13 protein-coding genes and 1 pseudogene are annotated in these 21,730 nt (G+C 46.1%); 13 read left to right on the top strand and 1 reads right to left on the bottom strand.

The window, feature by feature from the left end; genetic code table 11:
- The first annotated feature begins 2,023 nt into the window (after nucleotides 1–2,023).
- Together GJV44_RS02465 and aroB are read left to right on the top strand one after the other, a co-directional pair.
- Entirely contained in the window at nucleotides 2,024–2,596 is a 573-nt protein-coding gene (locus GJV44_RS02465) for a shikimate kinase (RefSeq protein ID WP_226806169.1), read from the top strand.
- A 23-nt stretch (nucleotides 2,597–2,619) separates the two neighbouring features.
- Nucleotides 2,620–3,696 (top strand): 3-dehydroquinate synthase, encoded by a 1,077-nt coding sequence (gene aroB, locus GJV44_RS02460; RefSeq protein ID WP_226806167.1) that lies wholly within the window; start codon nucleotides 2,620–2,622, stop codon nucleotides 3,694–3,696.
- Nucleotides 3,697–5,027: 1,331 nt separating this feature from the next.
- Here aroB and GJV44_RS02455 read toward each other — a convergent pair.
- The gene (locus GJV44_RS02455) at nucleotides 5,028–5,762 is read right to left on the bottom strand and encodes an OmpW/AlkL family protein (RefSeq protein WP_226806165.1); all 735 of its coding nucleotides are present in this window, start codon (nucleotides 5,760–5,762) and stop codon (nucleotides 5,028–5,030) included.
- A gap of 2,825 nt (nucleotides 5,763–8,587) precedes the next feature.
- On the opposite strand from GJV44_RS02455, the gene GJV44_RS02450 reads away from it, so the two are divergent.
- The 11 genes and pseudogenes from GJV44_RS02450 to hisA all read left to right on the top strand — a co-directional run bounded on the left by GJV44_RS02450 (nucleotide 8,588) and on the right by hisA (nucleotide 21,684).
- Nucleotides 8,588–9,730 carry an FAD-dependent oxidoreductase gene (locus tag GJV44_RS02450; protein ID WP_226806164.1) on the top strand — a complete coding sequence of 381 codons (1,143 nt, stop codon included), beginning with the start codon at nucleotides 8,588–8,590 and terminating at the stop codon, nucleotides 9,728–9,730.
- A 2-nt stretch (nucleotides 9,731–9,732) separates the two neighbouring features.
- Complete coding sequence (thiS, locus tag GJV44_RS02445; protein WP_226806162.1) at nucleotides 9,733–9,933, top strand: sulfur carrier protein ThiS; 201 nt, start codon at nucleotides 9,733–9,735, stop codon at nucleotides 9,931–9,933.
- 67 nt (nucleotides 9,934–10,000) lie between these two features.
- Complete coding sequence (locus GJV44_RS02440) at nucleotides 10,001–10,843, top strand: thiazole synthase (protein ID WP_226806160.1); 843 nt, start codon at nucleotides 10,001–10,003, stop codon at nucleotides 10,841–10,843.
- The gene (locus GJV44_RS02435) at nucleotides 10,840–11,967 is read left to right on the top strand and encodes a thiamine phosphate synthase (protein WP_226806158.1); all 1,128 of its coding nucleotides are present in this window, start codon (nucleotides 10,840–10,842) and stop codon (nucleotides 11,965–11,967) included. The genes GJV44_RS02440 and GJV44_RS02435 overlap by 4 nt, the downstream gene beginning before the upstream one ends.
- A gap of 2,676 nt (nucleotides 11,968–14,643) precedes the next feature.
- Nucleotides 14,644–15,888: pseudogene (gene murA / locus GJV44_RS02430) on the top strand (UDP-N-acetylglucosamine 1-carboxyvinyltransferase); the annotation flags it as partial.
- Between the two features lie 134 nt (nucleotides 15,889–16,022).
- On the top strand, nucleotides 16,023–16,811 hold the full coding sequence (gene hisG, locus GJV44_RS02425; protein WP_226806156.1) for an ATP phosphoribosyltransferase: 789 nt from the start codon (nucleotides 16,023–16,025) through the stop codon (nucleotides 16,809–16,811).
- Nucleotides 16,808–18,130 (top strand): histidinol dehydrogenase, encoded by a 1,323-nt coding sequence (gene hisD, locus GJV44_RS02420; RefSeq protein ID WP_226806879.1) that lies wholly within the window; start codon nucleotides 16,808–16,810, stop codon nucleotides 18,128–18,130. The genes hisG and hisD overlap by 4 nt, the downstream gene beginning before the upstream one ends.
- A gap of 40 nt (nucleotides 18,131–18,170) precedes the next feature.
- Nucleotides 18,171–19,247: a histidinol-phosphate transaminase gene (gene hisC, locus GJV44_RS02415; protein WP_226806154.1), complete on the top strand. Its 1,077-nt coding sequence runs from the start codon at nucleotides 18,171–18,173 to the stop codon at nucleotides 19,245–19,247.
- Nucleotides 19,248–19,318: 71 nt separating this feature from the next.
- Nucleotides 19,319–19,906, top strand: a complete 588-nt coding sequence (gene hisB, locus GJV44_RS02410) for an imidazoleglycerol-phosphate dehydratase HisB (RefSeq protein ID WP_226806152.1) — start codon at nucleotides 19,319–19,321, stop codon at nucleotides 19,904–19,906.
- Between the two features lie 301 nt (nucleotides 19,907–20,207).
- On the top strand, nucleotides 20,208–20,849 hold the full coding sequence (gene hisH, locus GJV44_RS02405) for an imidazole glycerol phosphate synthase subunit HisH (RefSeq protein ID WP_226806150.1): 642 nt from the start codon (nucleotides 20,208–20,210) through the stop codon (nucleotides 20,847–20,849).
- Between the two features lie 85 nt (nucleotides 20,850–20,934).
- Entirely contained in the window at nucleotides 20,935–21,684 is a 750-nt protein-coding gene (gene hisA / locus GJV44_RS02400) for a 1-(5-phosphoribosyl)-5-[(5-phosphoribosylamino)methylideneamino]imidazole-4-carboxamide isomerase (RefSeq protein ID WP_226806148.1), read from the top strand.
- Nucleotides 21,685–21,730: the final 46 nt, after the last annotated feature.

Genomic DNA, 21,730 nt, shown 5'->3' with positions numbered 1-21,730 from the left:
TCACAATTATAGCGGGGGCTTACTGATAGAGCCGCTCCCATCGCCTGAAAGAATATCTATTATGGCTGCGATGTGACGTAAGTAAGCTGCTGCTAGTCGATCGGCTGAAATATTCGGCAGCGACATAATAGAAAAAGTATGCAAAATTCTTTTTTTATCTATTAGATACTAGTTCACGGAAGAAAGATAACGTTGCGCGGTCGTCAACCTAGATCGAGATGACTAGGAAATAGTCTAGCCCAGAAAGTAGTCTGGCCAACGGTATCGACATACGCAGAAGCATTCAGCGGCGTACCCCTCTGCTCATTAACATGCTTAACAATGTCAAATTTTGAGTCTACATGCACATGTTGTACACGAAAATATTACCTGACGATATCTGATATGATGGTCCCTCGTGCACCTAAACTAGTTCAATAGTGGTGAAACCAGCCGGTGACCTGTAAAAACGTTATCTATTTTAGGTAGACCCACAATTGATTCGTTCGTAGTGGATTAGAAGAACGATTACTATTACTTATAGTGCGGTAGGATTAAGATGTTGCCGTTTGACAGCAGAGTATATATAAAGATTACACAATCTAATCTGTACATAAGCTAGAGTATTGCTCGCACTTAGCCTGTACGGGGAATCAATGCGGATTTTACCTACATATGCAATGATGGATACGTTGATAACCCGTGTTGGTCCGCTACTGTACGGCTTTTTAAGCCCTGTTTCTGAAGTAGTAGTTAGAAAACCCCTGCTTGCCTGAGACGTATCTAAATCTAGTGATTGTATTGAAGCGTAGTCTTTTCTCGGTTTTCTGAGTCGCGCTGCTCTTGATCTCGAGATCGATAAATCAAATCTAACTAAATGATTAGAAACTTTTTTTGCGCACTATAGATACTACGGTAAATATAATATTCGATGTTGCGACTGGAAATCTCGCTCGCCTTCATCGAACAAGATTTCGCCGTGTCTTTTCGAGGCTACGCTAGACGCACATAGCAACTTACGTGCTCGCATCAATATACGTATAGTTCGTAAGAATGTTGTCAGGAAACATGTCACTGCATCTAGCCAACGCGTAATAGTTCTATGCAGTTCTATTCATCAGCGGCGTTACTGCAAGCGAACAGCCTCTCAAGAAGGAGGCAAAGCAATCTTATATGGATCATATCGGAATCTGCAATTGTAGCACCAGAGTTTGCAAAGTCATGGTCGTCTTTAGCTGTTGTCTATCGGCCTGTTCGCACTGCCTTATCAGAAAACACGAAGATATTTAGACAATAATTTAGGCATTAGACCGTAGCGTTATAAACGCTAATCCGAGCATTCTCTACCAACGCGGAAAATGTTGGTCAAGATGCTCATCGTTAAGACGCGTGATAGATTCTTTTTCGAACTTGGTACAGTGGGGTTGTGCATCATGCTTCACTTATGTGTGATACTAGCCAGATTTTATTAAAGATGGTATTGAAGATCAAAGATCTTATATAAAAATCAAAGCAAGATATGCATAGAAGCTGATAATAGGGGCATAGTCTCGGTTAGTACATCTATTAACAGGATAATCCGAGCGATAAAGTCTTCGCGTCCATTCTGAGGATCTCCAACTGATCAGTGCTTCCTTCAAGGAAAAGGCTTGCGTTGACCACTGCAGTAGATTAGTAAATTTGTTACTTTAACTACTATTAGATAGGCTCAACTCAGACTAAGTATTGTGGAGAGTAGGTCTTGGTAGACTCGTCTATTAATCTACGACATCTAGCAGAGGGTGTTGTTATGACTAGTTAGTAGCGTATGCATTACAGTCTTGTCGAGGTAGTTTCATCGCAGATTTTTTAACAGTCACATACCAAAACTAAGGAACATATTAGGATAATGTAAAAAATTGTCCATGTAGCCTATTGTAATACGTATTCTAACTCATAAAGTAACGATAGCACTGCACGCTGATCTCGACAAACAATAATGTTTGCAATTAAGCTACTAGAATAGAGTAGTAGATGTATATTCCAAATACAGTTGCGTAACGTGATGGAAAATGCCAGAATTTTTTTCATCGGATTGATGGGGGCAGGAAAAACGACGGTTGGCCGTACTATCGCCCGCCGTCTCGGCCGCCCCTTCGTCGACTCCGACCATGAAATCGAGTCTCGCACAGGTGTTCAAATCCCTATGATATTCGCGCACGAGGGAGAAGATGGCTTCCGCCACCGGGAATCAGCGATCATCGACGAATTAACGTGTCTTCCAGACCTAGTCCTTGCAACAGGCGGCGGCGCAGTGATGTGGCCTGAAAATCGTGAGTGGCTGCATACGCGCGGTATTGTCATTTATTTGCATGCTACACCGTACGATCTATGGTTGCGCACCCGTCATGACAAGAACCGTCCACTACTACAGGTCGATAATGCACTCGATAAGCTAGAATCGTTGTTCAAGCTGCGGGATCCGCTATATCGTGCATGCGCCCATTTTGTGATTGAAACCGGACAATCTACCGTTAGTGGTCTTATTAATATAGTATTGGCACAACTAGAGCCAATCAACATCCGACTACAGCTTGATAGCGATCCATCACAAGACACCCTTTCCCCCTCCCCGTGACTATGTTTGTTGAATCGCCCCATATGATCTATATTAAAGTTGCATTGGGCGAACGCGCCTATCCGATCCATATCGGTGAGGATTTGATTCACCAGGAGGCATTATTCGCGCCTTATATTGACGGAACATCTGCAGCTATTGTTACTAATAGTACGATCGAACCACTCTACGGCGCACAGTTGCGAGCAACGCTTAAGCGCGCTGGTAAGCGTGTGCAGACGATCGTGCTGCCAGATGGTGAAGTCCATAAAAACTGGAAAACGCTGAATCAGATATTTGATGAATTGCTGGGTGAGCATGCGGACCGCAAAGTAACATTAGTCGCGCTAGGCGGGGGTGTTATCGGCGATATGACCGGCTTTGCTGCCGCATGTTACATGCGAGGCGTGCCGTTCATACAGGTGCCGACTACACTACTCTCCCAGGTTGATTCCTCTATTGGAGGTAAGACCGGCATTAATCATCCGCTCGGCAAGAATATGATTGGGGTGTTCTATCAGCCGCAAGCAGTAATCGCTGATATCAGAACATTAGATATGCTGCCGAAGCGCGAGTGTGCCTCCGGCCTAGCTGAAATTATTAAAACAGCAGCCATTGCTGATCCTAAATTTTTTTCCTGGATCGAATCGAATATCAACGCACTAAATCAACGTAATGCATTAGCGCTAGCATATGCAGTTAAGTCCTCCTGTGAATTAAAGGCACAGATAGTCGCTGCTGACGAGCGTGAAACTGGTTTGCGAGCGATACTCAACTTTGGCCATACATTTGGTCATGCAATCGAGGCCGGACTCGGGTATGGCCAGTGGCTACATGGTGAGGCAGTCGGTTGTGGAATGGTTATGGCCTCGGATCTGTCGGTACGCCTTGGTTTACTTGAAGAAGCTACGCGGGAACGATTAATGCGATTGATCAGCGCAGCACACTTACCTACCTGCGCGCCGTCACTTGGGATAGATCGGTATCTTAAACTAATGCAGGTCGATAAGAAAGCAAACAGCGGCACGATACAGTTTATCTTATTGCGAAAAATTGGTGATGCGCTCATTACGGGAGCGCCCGATGCCGATGTGCGTGCGACACTAATGGCGAGCGTCTGATCATCCCGAGATATTTAGGCTACTCTATTAAAGTTGCAATACGCGTTTCTTCAAAACTTGTGTCTTCAGGGGTATTAGTCCATGAAGAATGTGTGCGAGCGATAATGTTTGTATCTAGAACCGATATTAATTGTCCTATCTTGAGGATTATCTAGTGTTGTTCGCGATACCATATTCATTATTCGACAAACGTAGTAATTAAGGATTCGTCTATATTATAATTGGGACTAGCATAGTCTATTTTAGAAAAGACTTTTTACTCAATTAAAATCGTAAATATTGATTTCAATCAAAGAAAATTTTTTTTAAAAACATATAAGTACTTTAGACTAATATAGTAATATTTTTCGCAAGAGAAAACCTTGCAGAAGAAATCGCATACAATATTTATAACAAATCAGTTGATCGCGAAACTGCTAATCTTAATGCAGGGAAATGTTATTATTGCATTAACTTGGGTTATTCTATCTAATGTTTAATCAGTGTCGAATAATACACAAAACTCTCGAAAATTATAAATAGACGAATCAATATTCGCAGAAAAATATAGATGCTTTTTTATCAAAAACATATTTAATCACTTACATATTAAAAAAGAAAAGTTACTACTCTGAGTTGAGAATTCACATATCTCAGAAATATGTCGTAGCACGTCAGGCATTGTATGCCGATAAAAAAATTGGGGGTACGCTACTCATTTGATAGAAATTTCGGCGCGCTAATATAGCACGCACCACAGCACGATGCTAAGTTGTTAGCGTGGCCACTGAGTAACGCATTGGGATATAAGCCACTCGAAGGTTTGCGAGTACTATTATAGTATACACACGAATAGTCTATTGTCCGTGTGTATGGCTTCAAGCGCGCTAAATAATAAACTCACAGCAGAAATTCTGCTCTGGTAACTCATCGGCGTCTGCTATATCCATCTAGGTATTTCTCTTAAATCGCTTGACTTATCCGGTTTTCCTGCGCGTCTCTTGACATCCTTCCTGGAAGTTCATCATCCCAAGCCTGTAACTTCAATTTAATTTCAAAATTTCTGATGGCGCAGAATTTTGATGCTAGTTTGAGTATTGTCAGTTAGCATATTTCCTAATTCGAACTTGGATCGCAGTTTACATACTGTATCGCCTAGCTAGTATGTTCTATGTTTACTAACATACCCCCCCTACATGTGAGACTACCTTGAAGGTTAGTGACATTGCCTAGGTAAAGGGGTATAGAAGTGGGATGATATGCATGGTCGGTCAGGTGGCACAACCCTACATATCTCTATTTTTTCCTGAGAAGAATGTAGTGCAGCCACCTCCTCCCCGGTGTATTGAGTATTAAAAGCGATAGCCAACGTTTAGGAATGTTATGAGCGGATTCGGCTTTATGTACGATTGACTCGTGACTTTGCGTGTACCAACCGGTGTTTGTACGATAGTATGCAGCGTAGCATTAGTTGATAATAAAAGAAACGATACGGAAAAGCTAGCGAAAATATGCCTGCTAAAGTTGTATCCCAAACCAGCGTTGAATACTGGTGCCCATGTGTTATGTATGGTCACAGAGGTTTGGCTATGCAACTGCTTCGATAGAAAGGTTGGGTTAGTGATCCGCATATTCGTAAACCAGATGTAGCTGACGCCGATTCCGACGAACGGACAAAATATAGTGTTTACATTACGGAAGTAGTAGTTAAAAACTAGAGAGGGATTCCATTGTCGCATATCTCCGATTTTGCCATACGAAGCGAGAGTGCCACCGCCACGCAGGTCAAATTTAGACGGAATACCTGCATTAGCCTGGACAGCCAAGTTGTCGGAGATGAAGTACCCCGTAGAAAATCCTAAAGTATCGGAAGAACTAATGCTAGCGCTTAACCCAGAGACTACGATATTCACGGGAGAGTTTCCAACGTTCGTAATTTTTACGGTGTATCTGCTGTTTTGCGGCGTACAATGCAAATATCCGGTTGCTATATAAACACCGCTAGCTGCTTGGGCAGCTGGCTGATTCAAAGAACAGGCTATAGCCAAGAACAACAAGATAGTTTTAATAATGCGTATTATTAGCACAGTGCTTCCCTATGTCCTAAAATTCCCATGATGTAGATAATATTTCACATAAAACATAGTTCTACGTTAGAGTATTTTCCATAAATGCTAGAACTGGAGGTTTTTCACTCCGTTTTATGTACGATTGCTGCGGAATAATTGACTCTTGTCAGAGTGCACCAAGTATCATCTAAACAGAAATAATTGTAACAGCCAGGTTAGCTTGTCTTTCTCTCTTCTACCAGACGCAGCGCGTCATACCTACGGCATCGATCACTAATCTGCTGTCGTTAGTGACGAGGATTGTATGATTGTATAGAGTGTCTAAAAACGGTATTTGAGATTTCAAACTACAAGTCTATGCGTAAGCGTTAATGAGATTGGCAGTTAGGTTGCTAAGCAACATCACTTTGGAAGTCCGGTCTTTCCGAAATGATATTGGCCGATGTGTACGCTGTATCGTTCCACTTCCGCTATAGATAACAAGGTATGCTGTGTGATAAACGACATCCAGCGCATGAGATAGTCAAAGTAGTTTGATACTGTGCAGCTAACTGATAAAGCTCAGCTGTGCAGCTAACTGATAAAGCTCAGTCTAGCGCATACGATGGTTTTGCCATCTCTATTGAGGCGCATTTTCACGAGTATTGATGGTTGGCTGTCTATACTACAATAGACCTCATACGTTATCCGTTGATTACCGACCATCCGCTGCATTGATCGCCAACTATACGCCGGTCCAACGTTAGCATACATATAAGATTTGTGAGCAGATGTTGGATAAAACGCAATCAATAAATTTCAGTCATCTGCGCTCAAAATTGCACTAAGCTACACTAAAAAGTGTAGGTACTAAGAGAAAAAGTTTGTACAACTGAGTGCTGTAGGCCAGGTAATATACTGTTGCTGGGAAGAGACTCCCGGGCAAGGAAGGGCTTTAGCTAATTACTTCTATTAGCACAGAGAAGAACATGCTGCTCTAAGGAAATAAGTGGCCTTAGTATTACTATGTTTCTGAATAGATATTCATAGCAAGACTAGCTCAGAGCGGTTCGGAAACGGATCTATCTTTCACGTAGACATCTCTGAGTAATCGGCAAAAGTCAGATCAAGATATACTTTTGGTGCATTTTTTAAATACTAAAAATTAGTACTAATATTTTAGAAAATATGTTAATTTATTTTCTAGACATCTTATTACTTTGTCTTGTCTATTCTCATTAAGACTAATTTTTTTATTATACTTTTGTATCTACGTATCGCGGTTTCTCCTGATTTAGATGAAATTTGCCGACAATCTGTATACTACTAGCGACATAGTGTCCACGTGCCAGTTTTTTGGCCAATCATAATAAGTGTCATTTCAATATCACTAAGTCGCCACACACCAAAGCGCTGTTGGCGCATAGAATATTTGCTATGTAATCAATATAAATTAGCTTAGAATCACTATCTCAGTATGAGATACTACTAAAGTATGTAAAGTACCAGAAAGTATTCACACTGTACTAATTGATGAAGACACAAAAATCTATGAAGAGTGTCATTAAACAAAAAATTTGCCAGAGTTTGCCAGAAAAATCTGTCTTCCACCGGGCGTGTCTGCATATACTTTGAATATTACAGCGATGCTCTAAGCATACATTAATTAATAGAGCATACGATGATTAATAAGATATAAAGAAAAGAATAAATTTTCGCATCGAGTGCCTAAGCCGAAGATAAGTCAGAAGATTGCGGTAGTCGGATTAAGATATGCTAAGCCATCGACGGCGTAACAGCTCACACTAGCTGGTCATAAAATAATATAGTTCGAACAAAACGACCGGGATTGGTGGTTTACTATGCTACGGAAACCCCTGACGAGAAACTGAAAAGTAGTAGATCGAGCGCCACATACCCTAGATAAGAGCGAAAAGTGTGGCGTTCCGTACCGGCGTGTTCATCAAACAGGATTTATGTCCCCGATCGATTAATAATGCGGCAAAAGATACCTTATTACTGGATGAATGGCGCGAATTATTATCATGGTAATATGGTGGACGCAGGCGGGCAATGAAGCAATAGCGCTAGTGTCGTACGCCCTATTTCATAAGGCTACTGAAACTTGCTGGTTAAGACTATCGGTCATTTTATCGCGTTCAATCTAGTATCATGCTCGACTTTATAGTTGCTCGTATGTATATTATACAGATAGATACTCAGTCCAGCTTCAAAAATCTTCCGCAAGCACATTATAGGCCGTACACGATTACTGCCATCGCGATCGCGGTAAATAGTAGTCACGAGTATGAATACCAGATTCGTATGAAAAACTATACATTGGTTTAATTAGGTTAAATATAGCAATTAATTTTCCGTTAACCGATGCTGATTAAGTCACGGGGTTCTTTACATCGACCCATCCAACAATGAATCGCACTGGACAGCACGAGTCGTTCTAGTTAAAAATGTTTTAGCTTTTCGCTTCATTCTTTTTCAAGTACGACACGGTGCGCTTTAACAACGGCTATTGCATGGCCAATATGGCGGACTAACGAATTGCGGCGTGTAGAAGTTTGTGATTTAATATGTGTGGTTAAAGTAGGAATCCGTTCCACGTTAATATATGTTTAATACACAGCTTTCTGTATAAAGCTGGCCAAGCGTGTTCCTTCGTACTAAACTGGGCATACTGACGTAAAAAGTTTTGATTCTTTCCTGCCGCGAGGAGGTAGATATATCTACCAACATGCTACTGTAGTCAGGTATCCACACTTAAATCTAGCTAAATTTGTCCTTGTACCTGATCCCCCGGTATATAGGATAAAATTTCCGTGCACCGATCCGACCCCCCTTCAGAAACTGTGCTCCATACTGCGTCAATACCCGATGTTGCAGTCCTTGGGGGCGGTTTATTCGGTCGTCTTATTGCGTGGAGGCTTGCACGCGCAGGCCGTCGTATCGCGCTGTATGAGAAAGGTGAGCCAAGCGGGCGCAGTGCGGCAGCGTGGGTTGCGGCAGCCATGCTCGCGCCGCTGTCCGAAGCTGCTAGTGCTGAGCCGTTATTGGTAAGACTAGGCGCTGCTTCGCTCGAGAGCTGGGCTAAATGGTTACCGCAGCTGCCAGAACCGGTCTTTTTTCAGCGTAATGGCACGTTAATTGTTTGGCATCCAGCTGATCGTGCGGAGTGGCCATTGTTTGAACAGCGCATACGCGTAAACGCGTCTAGTACGATGTTGTGCGACGGCATCGTCACGCTGCACGGCTCTCAGGTGACACAAGCCGAACCAGCGCTTGGTACGCGATTCCATAATGCGCGGTTACTAGCTGGGGAGGGGCAATTAGACAATCGACAGTTGCTGGCGGCGCTAGGGCGCGCTCTCGACGAACTACATGTCGACACGCACTGGCGTACCTATGTGCGCGACGATGCTTTTCCTGCTGCTGGCCTAGTGATTGATTGCCGTGGACTTGGAGCGAAGCAGGTATGGTCCGGTCTTCGGGGTCTGCGGGGTGAAGTCGCACGGGTTCATGCGCCAGGTATTGGTCTGAGTCGGCCAGTGCGTCTGTTGCATCCGCGCTATCCGCTGTATATTGCGCCTAAGCAGAATGATCACTATGTAATCGGGGCTACCGAGATCGAGGGCGAGGATATGTCACCGGTCAGTGTGCGCTCGGCTCTAGAATTATTATCGGCTGCATACTCGTTGCATCCCGCTTTTGGTGAGAGCCGGATTCTTGAATTGAACACGCATTGCCGGCCCACGCTACCAGATCATCTACCGGCACTATCCTGGGATGGTGCAACAGTGCTGCGCGTTAATGGCTTATATCGTCATGGTTATATGATTGCACCTGAGATGACGCGAGAAACTGCCTGGCTCACAGGTGCGTTTCTTGATGCGCAGATTCGAGATACAGATGATTTCAGCGTATGGTGTGCTGCTTCACGCTGGCCCATGCTTTACCGGACGGCCACATTGCAGCCGTCCCTGACTGACACATAAATATGGATATACAAATCAACAATCAGTCGTTTTCGTTACCCAAAAATGCCCGCCTTATCGATGCGTTGGCATCGTATAGTGAGGTGCCTTTACCGTACGCAGTTGCGATTAACGGTGAATTTGTGCCGCGATCACAGTATTCTGTGCGCGCGCTCATGCCAGATGATCAAGTTGACATTCTCAGGCCAGTAGTAGGCGGATAATACATTATCGGCATACCAGGTAGACCGGAAATTATTTTTTAGATCGCCATAACTGATTGAGTGAATGATGAATGCGCATTCTACTACCGACATGCTGATTTTATATGGAGAGGCTTTTACAAGCCGACTATTGCTTGGCACTTCACGCTATCCGTCATTGTATGCACTCGAGGCTTCGCTCAACGCATCGCAGCCTGCAATGGTTACCGTCGCACTGCGGCGTCAATTGGCTGTGCAGACCACCGACATCGACGTCGGTTTTTTTGACGAGCTAAAGCGTCAGGGAGCTAGGCTGTTGCCTAATACTGCTGGTTGCCATGCCGTTAAGGAAGTGGTGACAACAGCAAAAATGGCCCGTGAAGTATTCGAAACTAACTGGATCAAACTCGAGTTAATTGGGGACGACTACACGTTGCAGCCAGATCCAGTCAATTTGATTGAAGCTGCGGGCATACTCGTTCGGGACGGCTTCAAGGTATTACCGTATTGTACGGAAGATCTTGTTGTTGCGCGTCGGCTGCTTGACGTTGGATGCGAGGCGCTAATGCCATGGGGCGCACCGATTGGCTCTGGAAGAGGTGTAGTTAACCCGTATGGGCTCAAGCTGCTACGCGAGCGCCTAGCAGGCGTGCCGCTAATCGTTGATGCAGGCTTAGGTGTGCCATCGCATGCATGCCAGGTGATGGAGTGGGGATTCGAAGCTGTGCTGCTTAATACAGCCGTGTCACAGGCGGAAAAGCCAGAGGCGATGGCGCGGGCATTCTCAACTGCAGTTAATGCTGGGCGAGAAGCATACTTAGCTGGGCCGATACCAGAGCGAGATAGTGCGCATGCAAGTACGCCGGTCATCGGCATGCCATTCTGGCACCAGGACGTCCATCCTACGCTGGATTCGGGTCAGAAATTATGACCCGTTTCTTACTGCAAGATCCTGAAGTGTTTAGTCCGCCGGTAGATCAACTGCTTGAGATGGCAGAGCGAATTCGCGTACGCTTAGGTGGCAATTGCCGGCGTGCCAGCCGGCCTGTGCGTATCTGTTTCGTTCCACCCACGTCGCTGAGGATTGGTGATGTGATTGTAGCAATTAATGTGCGGCTGTATCCGGCTGACGCCGCGCGCTGGATGGCCGCTGGTGCAGCTGCTGTTCTGGATGCGTCGTCACGCACTGTGCGATTATATCAGGGCGATATGATCTACACACTGCAGGGTACACCTTGCCATGATTGGATTTCAGCATTTGCTGCATTCATCGATTATGGCTATGCACTGCACGATGCATTATGCCTCGCTCTGGCGTGGCGGCAAAGTGACGAGTATGCGAAGGATCCATGGCCAAGCGACTTATCGCGTTTTCCGCGCGTGTTAGGGTTGCCGGATGCGCCGGTTACGCCATTTGCTAAGTGCCCGGCAGCGCTTGGTCTGTATCCAATAGTGCCGACGGCCAATTGGATTGAGAGACTACTGTCAATCGGTGTGCGTACCATGCAACTTCGCCGCAAAGTAAATGGGGTACGTGACACAGCAGATCCTTGTAAATTAGCCATACTGCGAGCTGATGTGCGCCGAGCTGTTATAGCGGGCCACCGCTATAAAGGTGCACGCGTGTTCATCAATGACCACTGGCTATTGGCGTTAGATGAACACGCATACGGCGTACATCTTGGTCAAGAAGATTTGCAGTACGCGGACATCGGTGCGCTTACACGCGCTGGACTTCGGCTAGGTTTATCCGCGCATGGATACTACGAGATACTAGTTGCCCTGCATTATAAGCCGAGCTATATTGCGCTGGGTGCGGTATTTTCGACTCCCACTAAGACAATGATAAGCATGCCTCAAGGGCCTACGCGCATTGCGCGATACATTCATCTTCTAGATGGGGTGATACCCTGCGTGGCAATCGGCGGCATCGACTTGCAGTCACTAAGCAACGTACTAGCCACTGGTGTGCGCAGTGCTGCGGTTGTGCGCGCGGTAACACAAGCTCACGACGTCGAAAAAGCAATTTTTGCATTGCAAAGCAAATTTGTTTGATAATGAAGAGCTAGTATTTAATTTTTCTATACCAAAAATAGTATATAAATACTCTGTAAACACTTTATGCCAAGTTGTTTATAACAACAGGAAATATGTATTTCCTGTTGACTAAACGGGGCACTCGTCAAAGAAATGCGCGCACAGGTGCTGGCGTCGCAGGATCTGCGGTCCGGTAATTTACCGGTAGCATGCTTCTATGGTTTTTTATTTTACCAGTGATCAAACCACCACTAGATGCAGATGTTAGTCTTGGTACAGCGTTCTAGGCTATTGAAACCGCGACGTTATCAGCAGTTTTACGCATAGGTTGCAACAGCTAGTACTGTTGCAGACACTTACGCACCATTACTTTGACTGGGGAAACTAATCTATCGTTATTAAATGTTTTGAGGTGGTTCGTCAACTTTGTTTTGGGCTGGCGAGATTATAATAGGTTGAACTAGTATGGCTAATGCATATTTATATGTTAAAATAAAAACGCAGATAAACTTGGGTAAATTTACTACTTACTGTAGTAAGTTCTAATACAGCATCTTCAGGCTCAGACTTCAAGTCATGCCACAATATATAAAAAATCTATTGAAAAGATTGAATTAGAATGTCTAGCTAGGATAGGCCCCCCGCAGTGATATAGGCGTAGGCGACCGTGCACGTCTATGACTGAGCATTTCTATACTTCATCTGAAATCCAGTGTCGGGTTTTTCCCAAATATCGGTAATATATATCAGTCCCGCTCTTGGGAGCGGGAAACGTGATATCAGATATTGCTTAGCTAGTTCTCGTGCTGCCGATTTTCTAGCCAAGCACTGTGTTGCGATACAATTGACTTTAAAAAGGTGCTACCGTCAAACTAACAGAGAAATCAGTAGATTCAGTAATACCGCAATACGGAAGGCTAGTTTAATGAACCCCTGATAGTAGAGAATACATTAGCTACGCGGGGAGGGTGCGTTGTCATGACCTTAGAAGCAGACTATGTGTTGCTAAGCGCGTAGATGATGACTGCCTACAGACATTCGATTTCTTCCCGACAATCGACTGTTTCAAGCTACAGATAGGCCGGGTATGCTGACCGCCCGCAGCACGCGTATAAGAAAATCCGAAAACTTTTCTAGCGCCGTTTCGCTACACATTCATTTTACTCAAGAAGAATTAAGCAGTGAATCGTTTGCTACTCCGCATGCAAGGTTGTTTTAATAAATCGGAACTGGCATATAGGAAAATAATACTAATCAACATATTTAGCGGGCCTCTTATGCGAGGCCGAAAGATCGAGTACAGAGCATAGCCAAAATATCGTAGCATGCTTTAAGCACGAACTTATTGCGGTGGATAACTCGTTTTTACCGTACCAGAATGTCTTTTCACCCGAATGCAGCTATTTCGCGTTTTAAATTCATGAGGTGGCGAGCAATCCGAATCTGACACCACAAGAAGACGTCAGCATAAATGTATTGTTCTAGTGGAATAGAACGCTACGCGTTGGTCGCGGAGTAGTAATTTGTTGTAAGCGTGACGACCGTAGCCGTAGAGGTCAGTGTAGCGCAGGAAGCCATGCCCCCCATCCCATGCATCAAAATCGATTGTGGTAGATCTAAGAGACATGTTGTGGTAGATCTAGGGGAGTGTGTTAATTCAGATGATAAGTGCATGCAGGTTTTGCATGAGGGGCTGCAAACCACTGTCCAACAAGAAATAGTCAAGACTCTAGGGGGTCTAACCTTTTAGACAGTGCTGGATTTAAATCACACGTGCTGTACCTAACCATCCTATCCTAGGTTTTGTAGGGCTATATCTAGGTTGATTCTACTGGCTAGTATACTAGTTAGCCTGAGGCTGCTCATAACATAGTGTTGCAAGATACATATCACATGTAGAACAACTCGTCGTTCTTTGTCTAGTCCAAGATCTCAATACTCCCTATTGTTGCTACTTATTGCACTAGAGGAGGTGTGCTACAGCCAAGTGTTGTTCTTACTTTTCACAACTTTGCTGGTTCGACTTGGGAGATGTGTCATGACTATTTCTTTCTTCCTGGTGCTACTCTTCGGGCTGCCATATATATTGGGAGTTGTGCTCTGTATTGGACGAATTAATCTTAGACGGGCTATAACTGATTGCTAGGATCTAGGTACGAGGCTAGCAGCATTTTATAACCTGCATCATCATGCAGTTGATATTACCGTGTTTATGCATTCATACGTCGTTAGATGTGCTGTATCGACGCGTATTACGCTCTGAACCCTTTACTCTATATGATCAACAGATTTTGCGTCGGCCTCTTCGACGAACCAGAACGTAGTACTGCTTGCCAGGTTAGATTGGGGTAGAGCAGGAACTTTTCATCGCCATTATCTCGCATGTATGTTTCAGCCCGAAGTTGCAAGAATACCGAGAAGCACTTGAGGTGCTGCTAATCTTGGAAGGACAGAAAGAAATAATTGAAGCCGGTTTGCGATGCCAGAGCATCTCTTTAGAACTGAGCAAACGCATTTTTCGAGAGACTCACGCATTGAGTAACAACCTAAATACTAATTGTATTATAAAACTAATGTAGCTGTATTTGAGTACGAAGTAACGAGGATAAACCTAGGCGTAATGAACGAAGCTCCCAGCGGCCGAGGGCGGTTTACGCGTCGGCTCTATCAGCCGCATAATGTGGAAGTAAATTAATGGATAAATTGCTGATCGACGGCGGGGCCCGCCTCAATGGCGAGATTACGGTATCCGGTGCTAAGAACGCGACGCTGCCAATCCTCTGTGCAAGTTTATTGAGCGCAGAGCCGATTTACCTGGAAAACGTACCAAACTTGCAGGACGTACGTACTACCTTGAAGTTGCTTGACCAGATGGGGGTACGTTCACAGGTGAACGGAAATGCAGTGACACTAGACGCGTCACAGGTCGACCAGCCAGTGGCACCGTACGAGTTAGTCAAAACGATGCGCGCGTCGATTCTTGTGCTCGGCCCACTGGTGGCGCGATTCGGTTATGCGCAGGTGTCACTACCTGGCGGATGTGCGATTGGCGCACGTCCAGTTGATCAGCACATTAAAGGATTAACCGCAATGGGCGCGGAGATCTCGATTGAGCGCGGTTTTATCGATGCACAGGCGCGATGTTTAAGAGGCGCACATCTGATCACGGACATGATTACTGTGACCGGAACAGAAAACCTACTAATGGCAGCAGTACTTGCAGATGGGGAAACCGTACTGGAGAATGCAGCTCGCGAACCAGAGGTTGTAGACCTAGCAAACCTACTAGTGAAAATGGGCGCAAAAATTAACGGGATCGGCACAGATCGGCTCGTAGTGCATGGTGTTCCGCAATTACATGGCGCAAGCCATGTAATAATCCCAGATCGAATCGAGGCTGGAACCTTTATGTGCGCAGCCACTGCCACAGGTGGTGATGTTACGCTACGTGGCATTACCCCGCTGACTCTAGAGTCTATTATAGAAAAGTTGCGCAAGGCGGGTGCGCGAGTGTCATCCGGCGATGATTGGATCCGCATTCAGATGCAAGGCCGTGCGCGTGCGGTATCGTTTCGCACTTCCGAGTATCCTGCGTTCCCGACTGACATGCAGGCACAATTTATGGCACTGAATGCCATTGCAAAAGGGACGTCCCAAGTGGTGGAAACAATTTTTGAAAATCGCTTCATGCATGTGCAGGAACTAATCCGACTTGGTGCGAGCATCACGATCGACGGTAATACAGCGTTGGTAACCGGCGTGGATAAACTGTCCGGTGCAGAAGTAATGGCTACAGATCTGCGCGCGTCAGCCAGTCTTGTTATTATCGGACTAGTAGCCAGCGGGCAGACGCTAATCGATCGGATCTACCATCTTGATCGTGGCTACGACCGAATGGAAATCAAGCTGGGTGTGCTAGGTGCAAGTGTTAGCCGTATTCGCACAAATATATCCAATAATAATAACAATACGCGTAATAATGCTACGCAAGACGCCGCTGTCATAGCTACGCACGATATCGTCAAGCAGTCGAATTCTGCTGGGTTAGATCATTTAACCCACGGAGCAGAAGAATGATCCCGTCGGCTACGGATAATCATGTACCCGGCGCGTCGACACCGGCGGTGGATCCACGTATTCCGTTGACATTAGCACTATCTAAGGGCCGTATTTTTGAAGAGACATTACCGCTTCTAGCGGCAGCCGGGATCACAGTAGCTGAGGATCCGGAGTCGTCGCGTAAGCTAATTTTGCTTACCACAGATCCAGGTCTACGTGTGATTATTGTTCGGGCATCAGATGTGCCAATCTACGTCGAGTATGGCGCAGCAGACTTTGGCGTTGCAGGTAAAGATGTTCTACTCGAGCATGGTGGCGATGGACTGTATCAGCCGATCGACCTAAATATTGCCTGCTGCAGATTATCTGTCGCGGTACAGCGAGGCTTTGATTATGCGAATGCGGTGCGGCAAGGTGCGCGGTTACAGGTAGCCACAAAGTATGTAAACAGTGCACGTGAGCATTTTGCAGCTAAGGGGGTATATGTAGATCTGATTAAGTTGTATGGCTCGATGGAACTAGCACCACTAGTTGGCCTGGCAGATGCAATTGTCGATCTAGTTAGCTCTGGTGGTACGCTGCGCGCGAATAACTTGGTTGAGGTTGAGCGGATTATGGAGATCTCGTCGCGCCTGGTAGTCAACCAGGCTGCGCTTAAACTTAAACTTGCAAAACTCAAGCCTATTCTTGAGGCATTTGAGCGTGCTAGCAAGGGTGAAGTGCAAGCTGTAGCCGGGTGCTGTACGGACATTGGGATGTCCGACGCTGATGCCTACATTGTGGAAAACAAGGAACTTGTATAATGATCAAAATCCGAAAACTCGACTCCTCCAGTTCTGGTTTTCAATTAGCGTTAGCGGATGTGCTCGCACTTCAAGAGAACGAAGACGAAGCAATCAAACACTCAGTCTCTCAAATCCTAGCTGATGTCAAATGGCGTGGCGATGCTGCTGTGTTGGAATATACAAAGCGTTTCGACCGACTAGACGTTAGCAGCGTTACTTCCCTAGAGGTGTCATCTACCCGGCTGCAGGTGGCACTGGATTCACTAGAGCCAAAGCGCCGGGCAGCTTTGGAGGCGGCAGCGTCACGCGTGCGCGGCTATCATGAAAAGCAGAAAATAGAATGTGGCAGCTGCAGTTGGCAGTATACCGAGGCCGATGGCACTGTGCTCGGTCAAAAAGTTACACCACTAGACCGTGTTGGTATATACGTGCCTGGTGGCAAGGCTGCCTACCCGTCTTCGGTACTAATGAATGCAATTCCGGCACGCGTAGCTGGCGTTCGCGAAATCGTGATGGTAGTTCCGACACCAGATGGCGTGGTCAATCACCTTGTGTTAGCTGCTGCACTGCTTAGTGGTGTAGATCGGGTATTAACTATCGGCGGCGCCCAAGCCATAGGTGCTCTCGCATATGGTACAGATACAATCCCAGCTGTGGACAAGATCTGTGGACCGGGCAATGCTTACGTCGCTGCCGCCAAGCGGCAAGTATTTGGTGTAGTTGGCATCGATATGATTGCGGGTCCATCAGAGATATTGGTGTTATGCGATGGCACTACTGATCCGTGTTGGGTTGCAATAGATATGCTTTCGCAGGCTGAGCACGATGAACTCGCGCAGTCGATCCTATTGTGTCCAGATGCTATATTTATCCAGCGCGTTGAGGCAGCTATTAACCAATTAATCATAACGATGACCCGGCGCGATGTGATCCAGCGTTCGCTTCAGGATCGCGGCGCGTTAATTAAGGTTCGAGACATGAATGAGGCATGTGTGATTGCCAACGATATCGCGCCAGAGCACCTGGAGGTGTCTGCGGTTGAACCGTATAAATGGGCACAGCATATTCGCCATGCTGGCGCGATCTTCCTCGGTCGTTATACGAGCGAGAGTCTCGGTGATTATTGTGCGGGACCAAGCCACGTGCTTCCTACTTCTCGTACCGCTCGGTTTTCGTCATCGTTAGGTGTGTATGACTTTCTCAAGCGCTCTAGCGTGATTGAAGTAAGTGCTAAAGGCGCGCAAACTTTAGGTAAAATTGCCACAGAACTTGCGTATGGCGAGGGCCTGCAGGCGCACGCGCGAAGCGCTGAGTATCGGATGAATGCAAGCGGTTAACTATGCCGGCTAGCAGGAAAGACAGCTTAGACAGCATACCATGACTATACCCCAGGATATCATTCGCTCGGATGTGCTTGCGATGACAAGCTATCCAGTGCCAAATGCCACCGGCTTGATTAAGCTGGACGCGATGGAAAATCCCTACACGCTGCCAAAACCACTTGCAGAGCAGCTTGGCGCGCGGCTCGCTCAGCTTGCATTAAACCGCTATCCTCTGCCACGACCGAGCGCTCTTATAGACAGGCTTAAGTGCGCAATGCAGGTGCCAGATAATTGCGATGTCTTGCTGGGTAATGGCTCAGATGAATTAATCAGCCTGATTGCAACTGCATGTGCAAAGCCGGGCACCGGCGCTAAGATATTAGCGCCGGTGCCCGGCTTTGTGATGTACTCGATGTCAGCCAAGCTTGCCCATTTAGAATTTATTGGCGTGCCGCTGAACATCGATTTCACTCTGGATGTTAGTGCAATGCTAGAGGCTGTTGCTGCGCACCAGCCAGCAATTATTTATTTAGCTTACCCAAACAATCCAACCGGTACACTATTCGACGATACAGATCTCGAGCGGATTGTGCGTGCAGCCAACCGGTCGCTAGTGGTCATTGATGAAGCGTACCAATTGTTTGCACAGCGAAGTTGGATCTCGCGAGTTAGTGAGTTCGACAATGTAGTGGTTATGCGCACCGTTTCGAAGTTGGGCCTGGCCGGTATCCGGCTCGGCTATCTAATTGGTTTACCAGCCTGGATCAGCGAATTCAACAAAGTGCGCCCCCCCTATAACACTAATGTGTTGACGCAAGCAACGGTAGATTTTATGCTTGATCACCTAGAAGTATTCGATGCCCAGGCTGCTAAGTTGCGCGCCGAGCGGGCACGCCTTACCGATGCGATTAGCAAGTTGCCGGGGGCGCATGTGTTTCCTAGTTCTGGAAATTTCTTACTAGTGCGCGTACTAAATGCTGCTACGGTATTCGATGAACTGCTCGGCGCATGGATTCTGATCAAAAACGTGAGTAGAATGCATCCGTTGCTGGCTGAGTGCATTCGGATTACGGTTAGTACGCCGTATGAAAATGCACAATTGCTGGCTGCACTAAAAAATGTGCTGGTTTGATTACGCGTCTTTAATTACGCGGGGATCCCCAGTTTAATTGTAAATTGTATCCGCTATTTTCGGGAATATCCATGCGTATTGCGGAAATTGTGCGCAACACGAGCGAGACACAGATCCGTGTTAAAGTTAATCTAGATGGTACCGGCTATAAAAAAATAAACACCGGTGTGCCATTTCTCGATCATATGCTCGAGCAAATTGCTTGCCACGGCTTGATCGATCTCGAGGTCGATGCTCTGGGAGATTGGCACATTGATGACCACCATTCGGTTGAAGATACTGGTATCACGTTGGGTAAAGCCGTCTCTCAGGCAACGGGTGACCGTAAAGGCATCCGCCGATACGGTCACGCATATGTGCCACTAGATGAAGCATTATCCCGCGTTGTCATTGATTTCTCCGGACGCCCCGGGCTGAGTTTCTATATCCCGTTTACTCGCGCTCGTATTGGCAACTTTGATGTTGACCTAACAATCGAATTTTTTCGTGGCTTTGTCAATCATGCTGGTGTTACCCTCCATATCGACAACTTGCGAGGAATGAATGCGCATCATCAAATAGAGACCGTGTTTAAGGCGTTCGGCCGCGCGCTTCGCATGGCTGCTGAGATTGATGATCGAGTTTCCGGAAAGATCTTGTCTACTAAAGGTAACCTGTAAAAGGCATTGATGCTATTGCTCAATAGCGCATAGCTGGAATAGTGGTATATTCAGCGTCTTTTCGTAATTTTAACTGTGGCTTAGAGTTCAGAAAAAGTTATACGATATCTATCGTATGAATAGTTAGTGATAGTCTGCATGGTTTTTAGCGTAACTTATTCGTATACAAGTTATGCGTCTAGTGCGAATCTTAGACTAATTGAAAATACTACTACCACTACTTAGGTAGTGGGCAAATAGTTCTCCTAGAGGCCAGTAATCTCACGGGGGGCTTAGAAGGATATGATTAAAGCAAGACTGCATGAAAAATTCGATAGCGATTATTGACTACGGAATGGGCAACCTGCGCTCGGTTTGGCAGGCGATTTTGCGTGTTGCACCAGAAGCTAATGTACAAGTAGTTAGTGATGCGCATACGGTGCGTGCGGCACATCGTGTAGTATTGCCCGGCCAAGGAGCTATGCGCGATTGCATGGCATCGCTCGCCACTTCTAGGCTTGTGGATGCAGTACTGGATGCAACACGCACTAAGCCTGTTTTGGGTGTGTGTGTAGGCGAACAAATGCTATTTCACTGGAGTGAAGAAGCTAATACAAAAAGCCTGGGCGTATTAGGCGGTAAGTGCGTACGATTTCAACTAGATGATAAGCTGCAAGATGACGGGTCTCGTTTTAAGGTGCCGCAGATAGGCTGGAATCAGGTGCGACAGACGCAGCCCCACCCACTATGGAATGGTATCGCTGACCAGGACTTCTTTTATTTTGTGCACAGCTACTATGCAGTACCCGATAAAATATCCAACTCCGTAGGAGAAACTGTATATGGTTTACCGTTTACGTCTGCTGTAGCACAGGATAATATTTTTGCAACCCAGTTCCATCCCGAAAAAAGCGCGGCAGCAGGCTTGCAGCTGTATCGCAATTTTGTCGAGTGGAATCCATGAAAATTAGATAGCATAAACCTGCTGTTACATCAAAATGTGTCGGCAGCCAAAGAAATCTTCTACTCTAGATTAATACGAAATAGTTATGCTGCTCATTCCGGCTATCGACCTCAAAGACGGTCAGTGTGTTCGCCTAAAACAAGGCAATATAGACCAGGTGACTGTCTTTTCGGAGGATCCGGCAGCCATGGCTCGTCATTGGGTAAACAGTGGCGCACGCCGACTTCATGTGGTCGATCTAAATGGCGCTTTTTCCGGAAAGCCAAGAAACAAACAAGCAATTCACTCAATTCTCACCGAGGTGAGCGATGAAATTCCAGTTCAGCTCGGTGGCGGAATTCGCGACCTCAATACGATTGAACGGTACCTAGATGATGGTGTGTCATATGTAATTATTGGTACGGCTGCAGTAAAGAATCCGGGATTACTTCAGGATGCATGCAGTGCATTCAGCGGCCATATTGTCGTCGGGCTGGACGCGAAGGACGGGAAAGTAGCTATTGATGGTTGGAGCAAGCTAACCGGGCACCAGGCAATCGACTTAGCGCGCAAGTTCGAGCACTATGGCGTTACAGAAATTATCTATACCGATATTGGTCGTGATGGTATGTTGCAAGGAATCAATATGGAAGCAACCGTTTCTCTCGCAGAGGCGGTTAAAATTCCAGTGATAGCAAGTGGCGGACTATCTAATTTGACGGACATCAACACGCTATGCGCTGCCGAGAATAATGGGATCATGGGTGTAATTTGTGGACGCGCAATCTATTCTGGCGCGCTCGATTTTACGGCTGCGCAAAACCTTGCTGATTCGCTACGCGAGTTTAGTGCTTGAAATTGCGCTATGCGATTCAGGTTGGCTGCCCGTACATCATCATCGT

The organism is Candidatus Vallotiella adelgis, assembly GCF_020541305.1.
In the GTDB taxonomy this organism is placed as follows: domain Bacteria; phylum Pseudomonadota; class Gammaproteobacteria; order Burkholderiales; family Burkholderiaceae; genus Mycetohabitans; species Mycetohabitans adelgis.
This window is presented reverse-complemented; position numbering and strand designations above follow the sequence as displayed.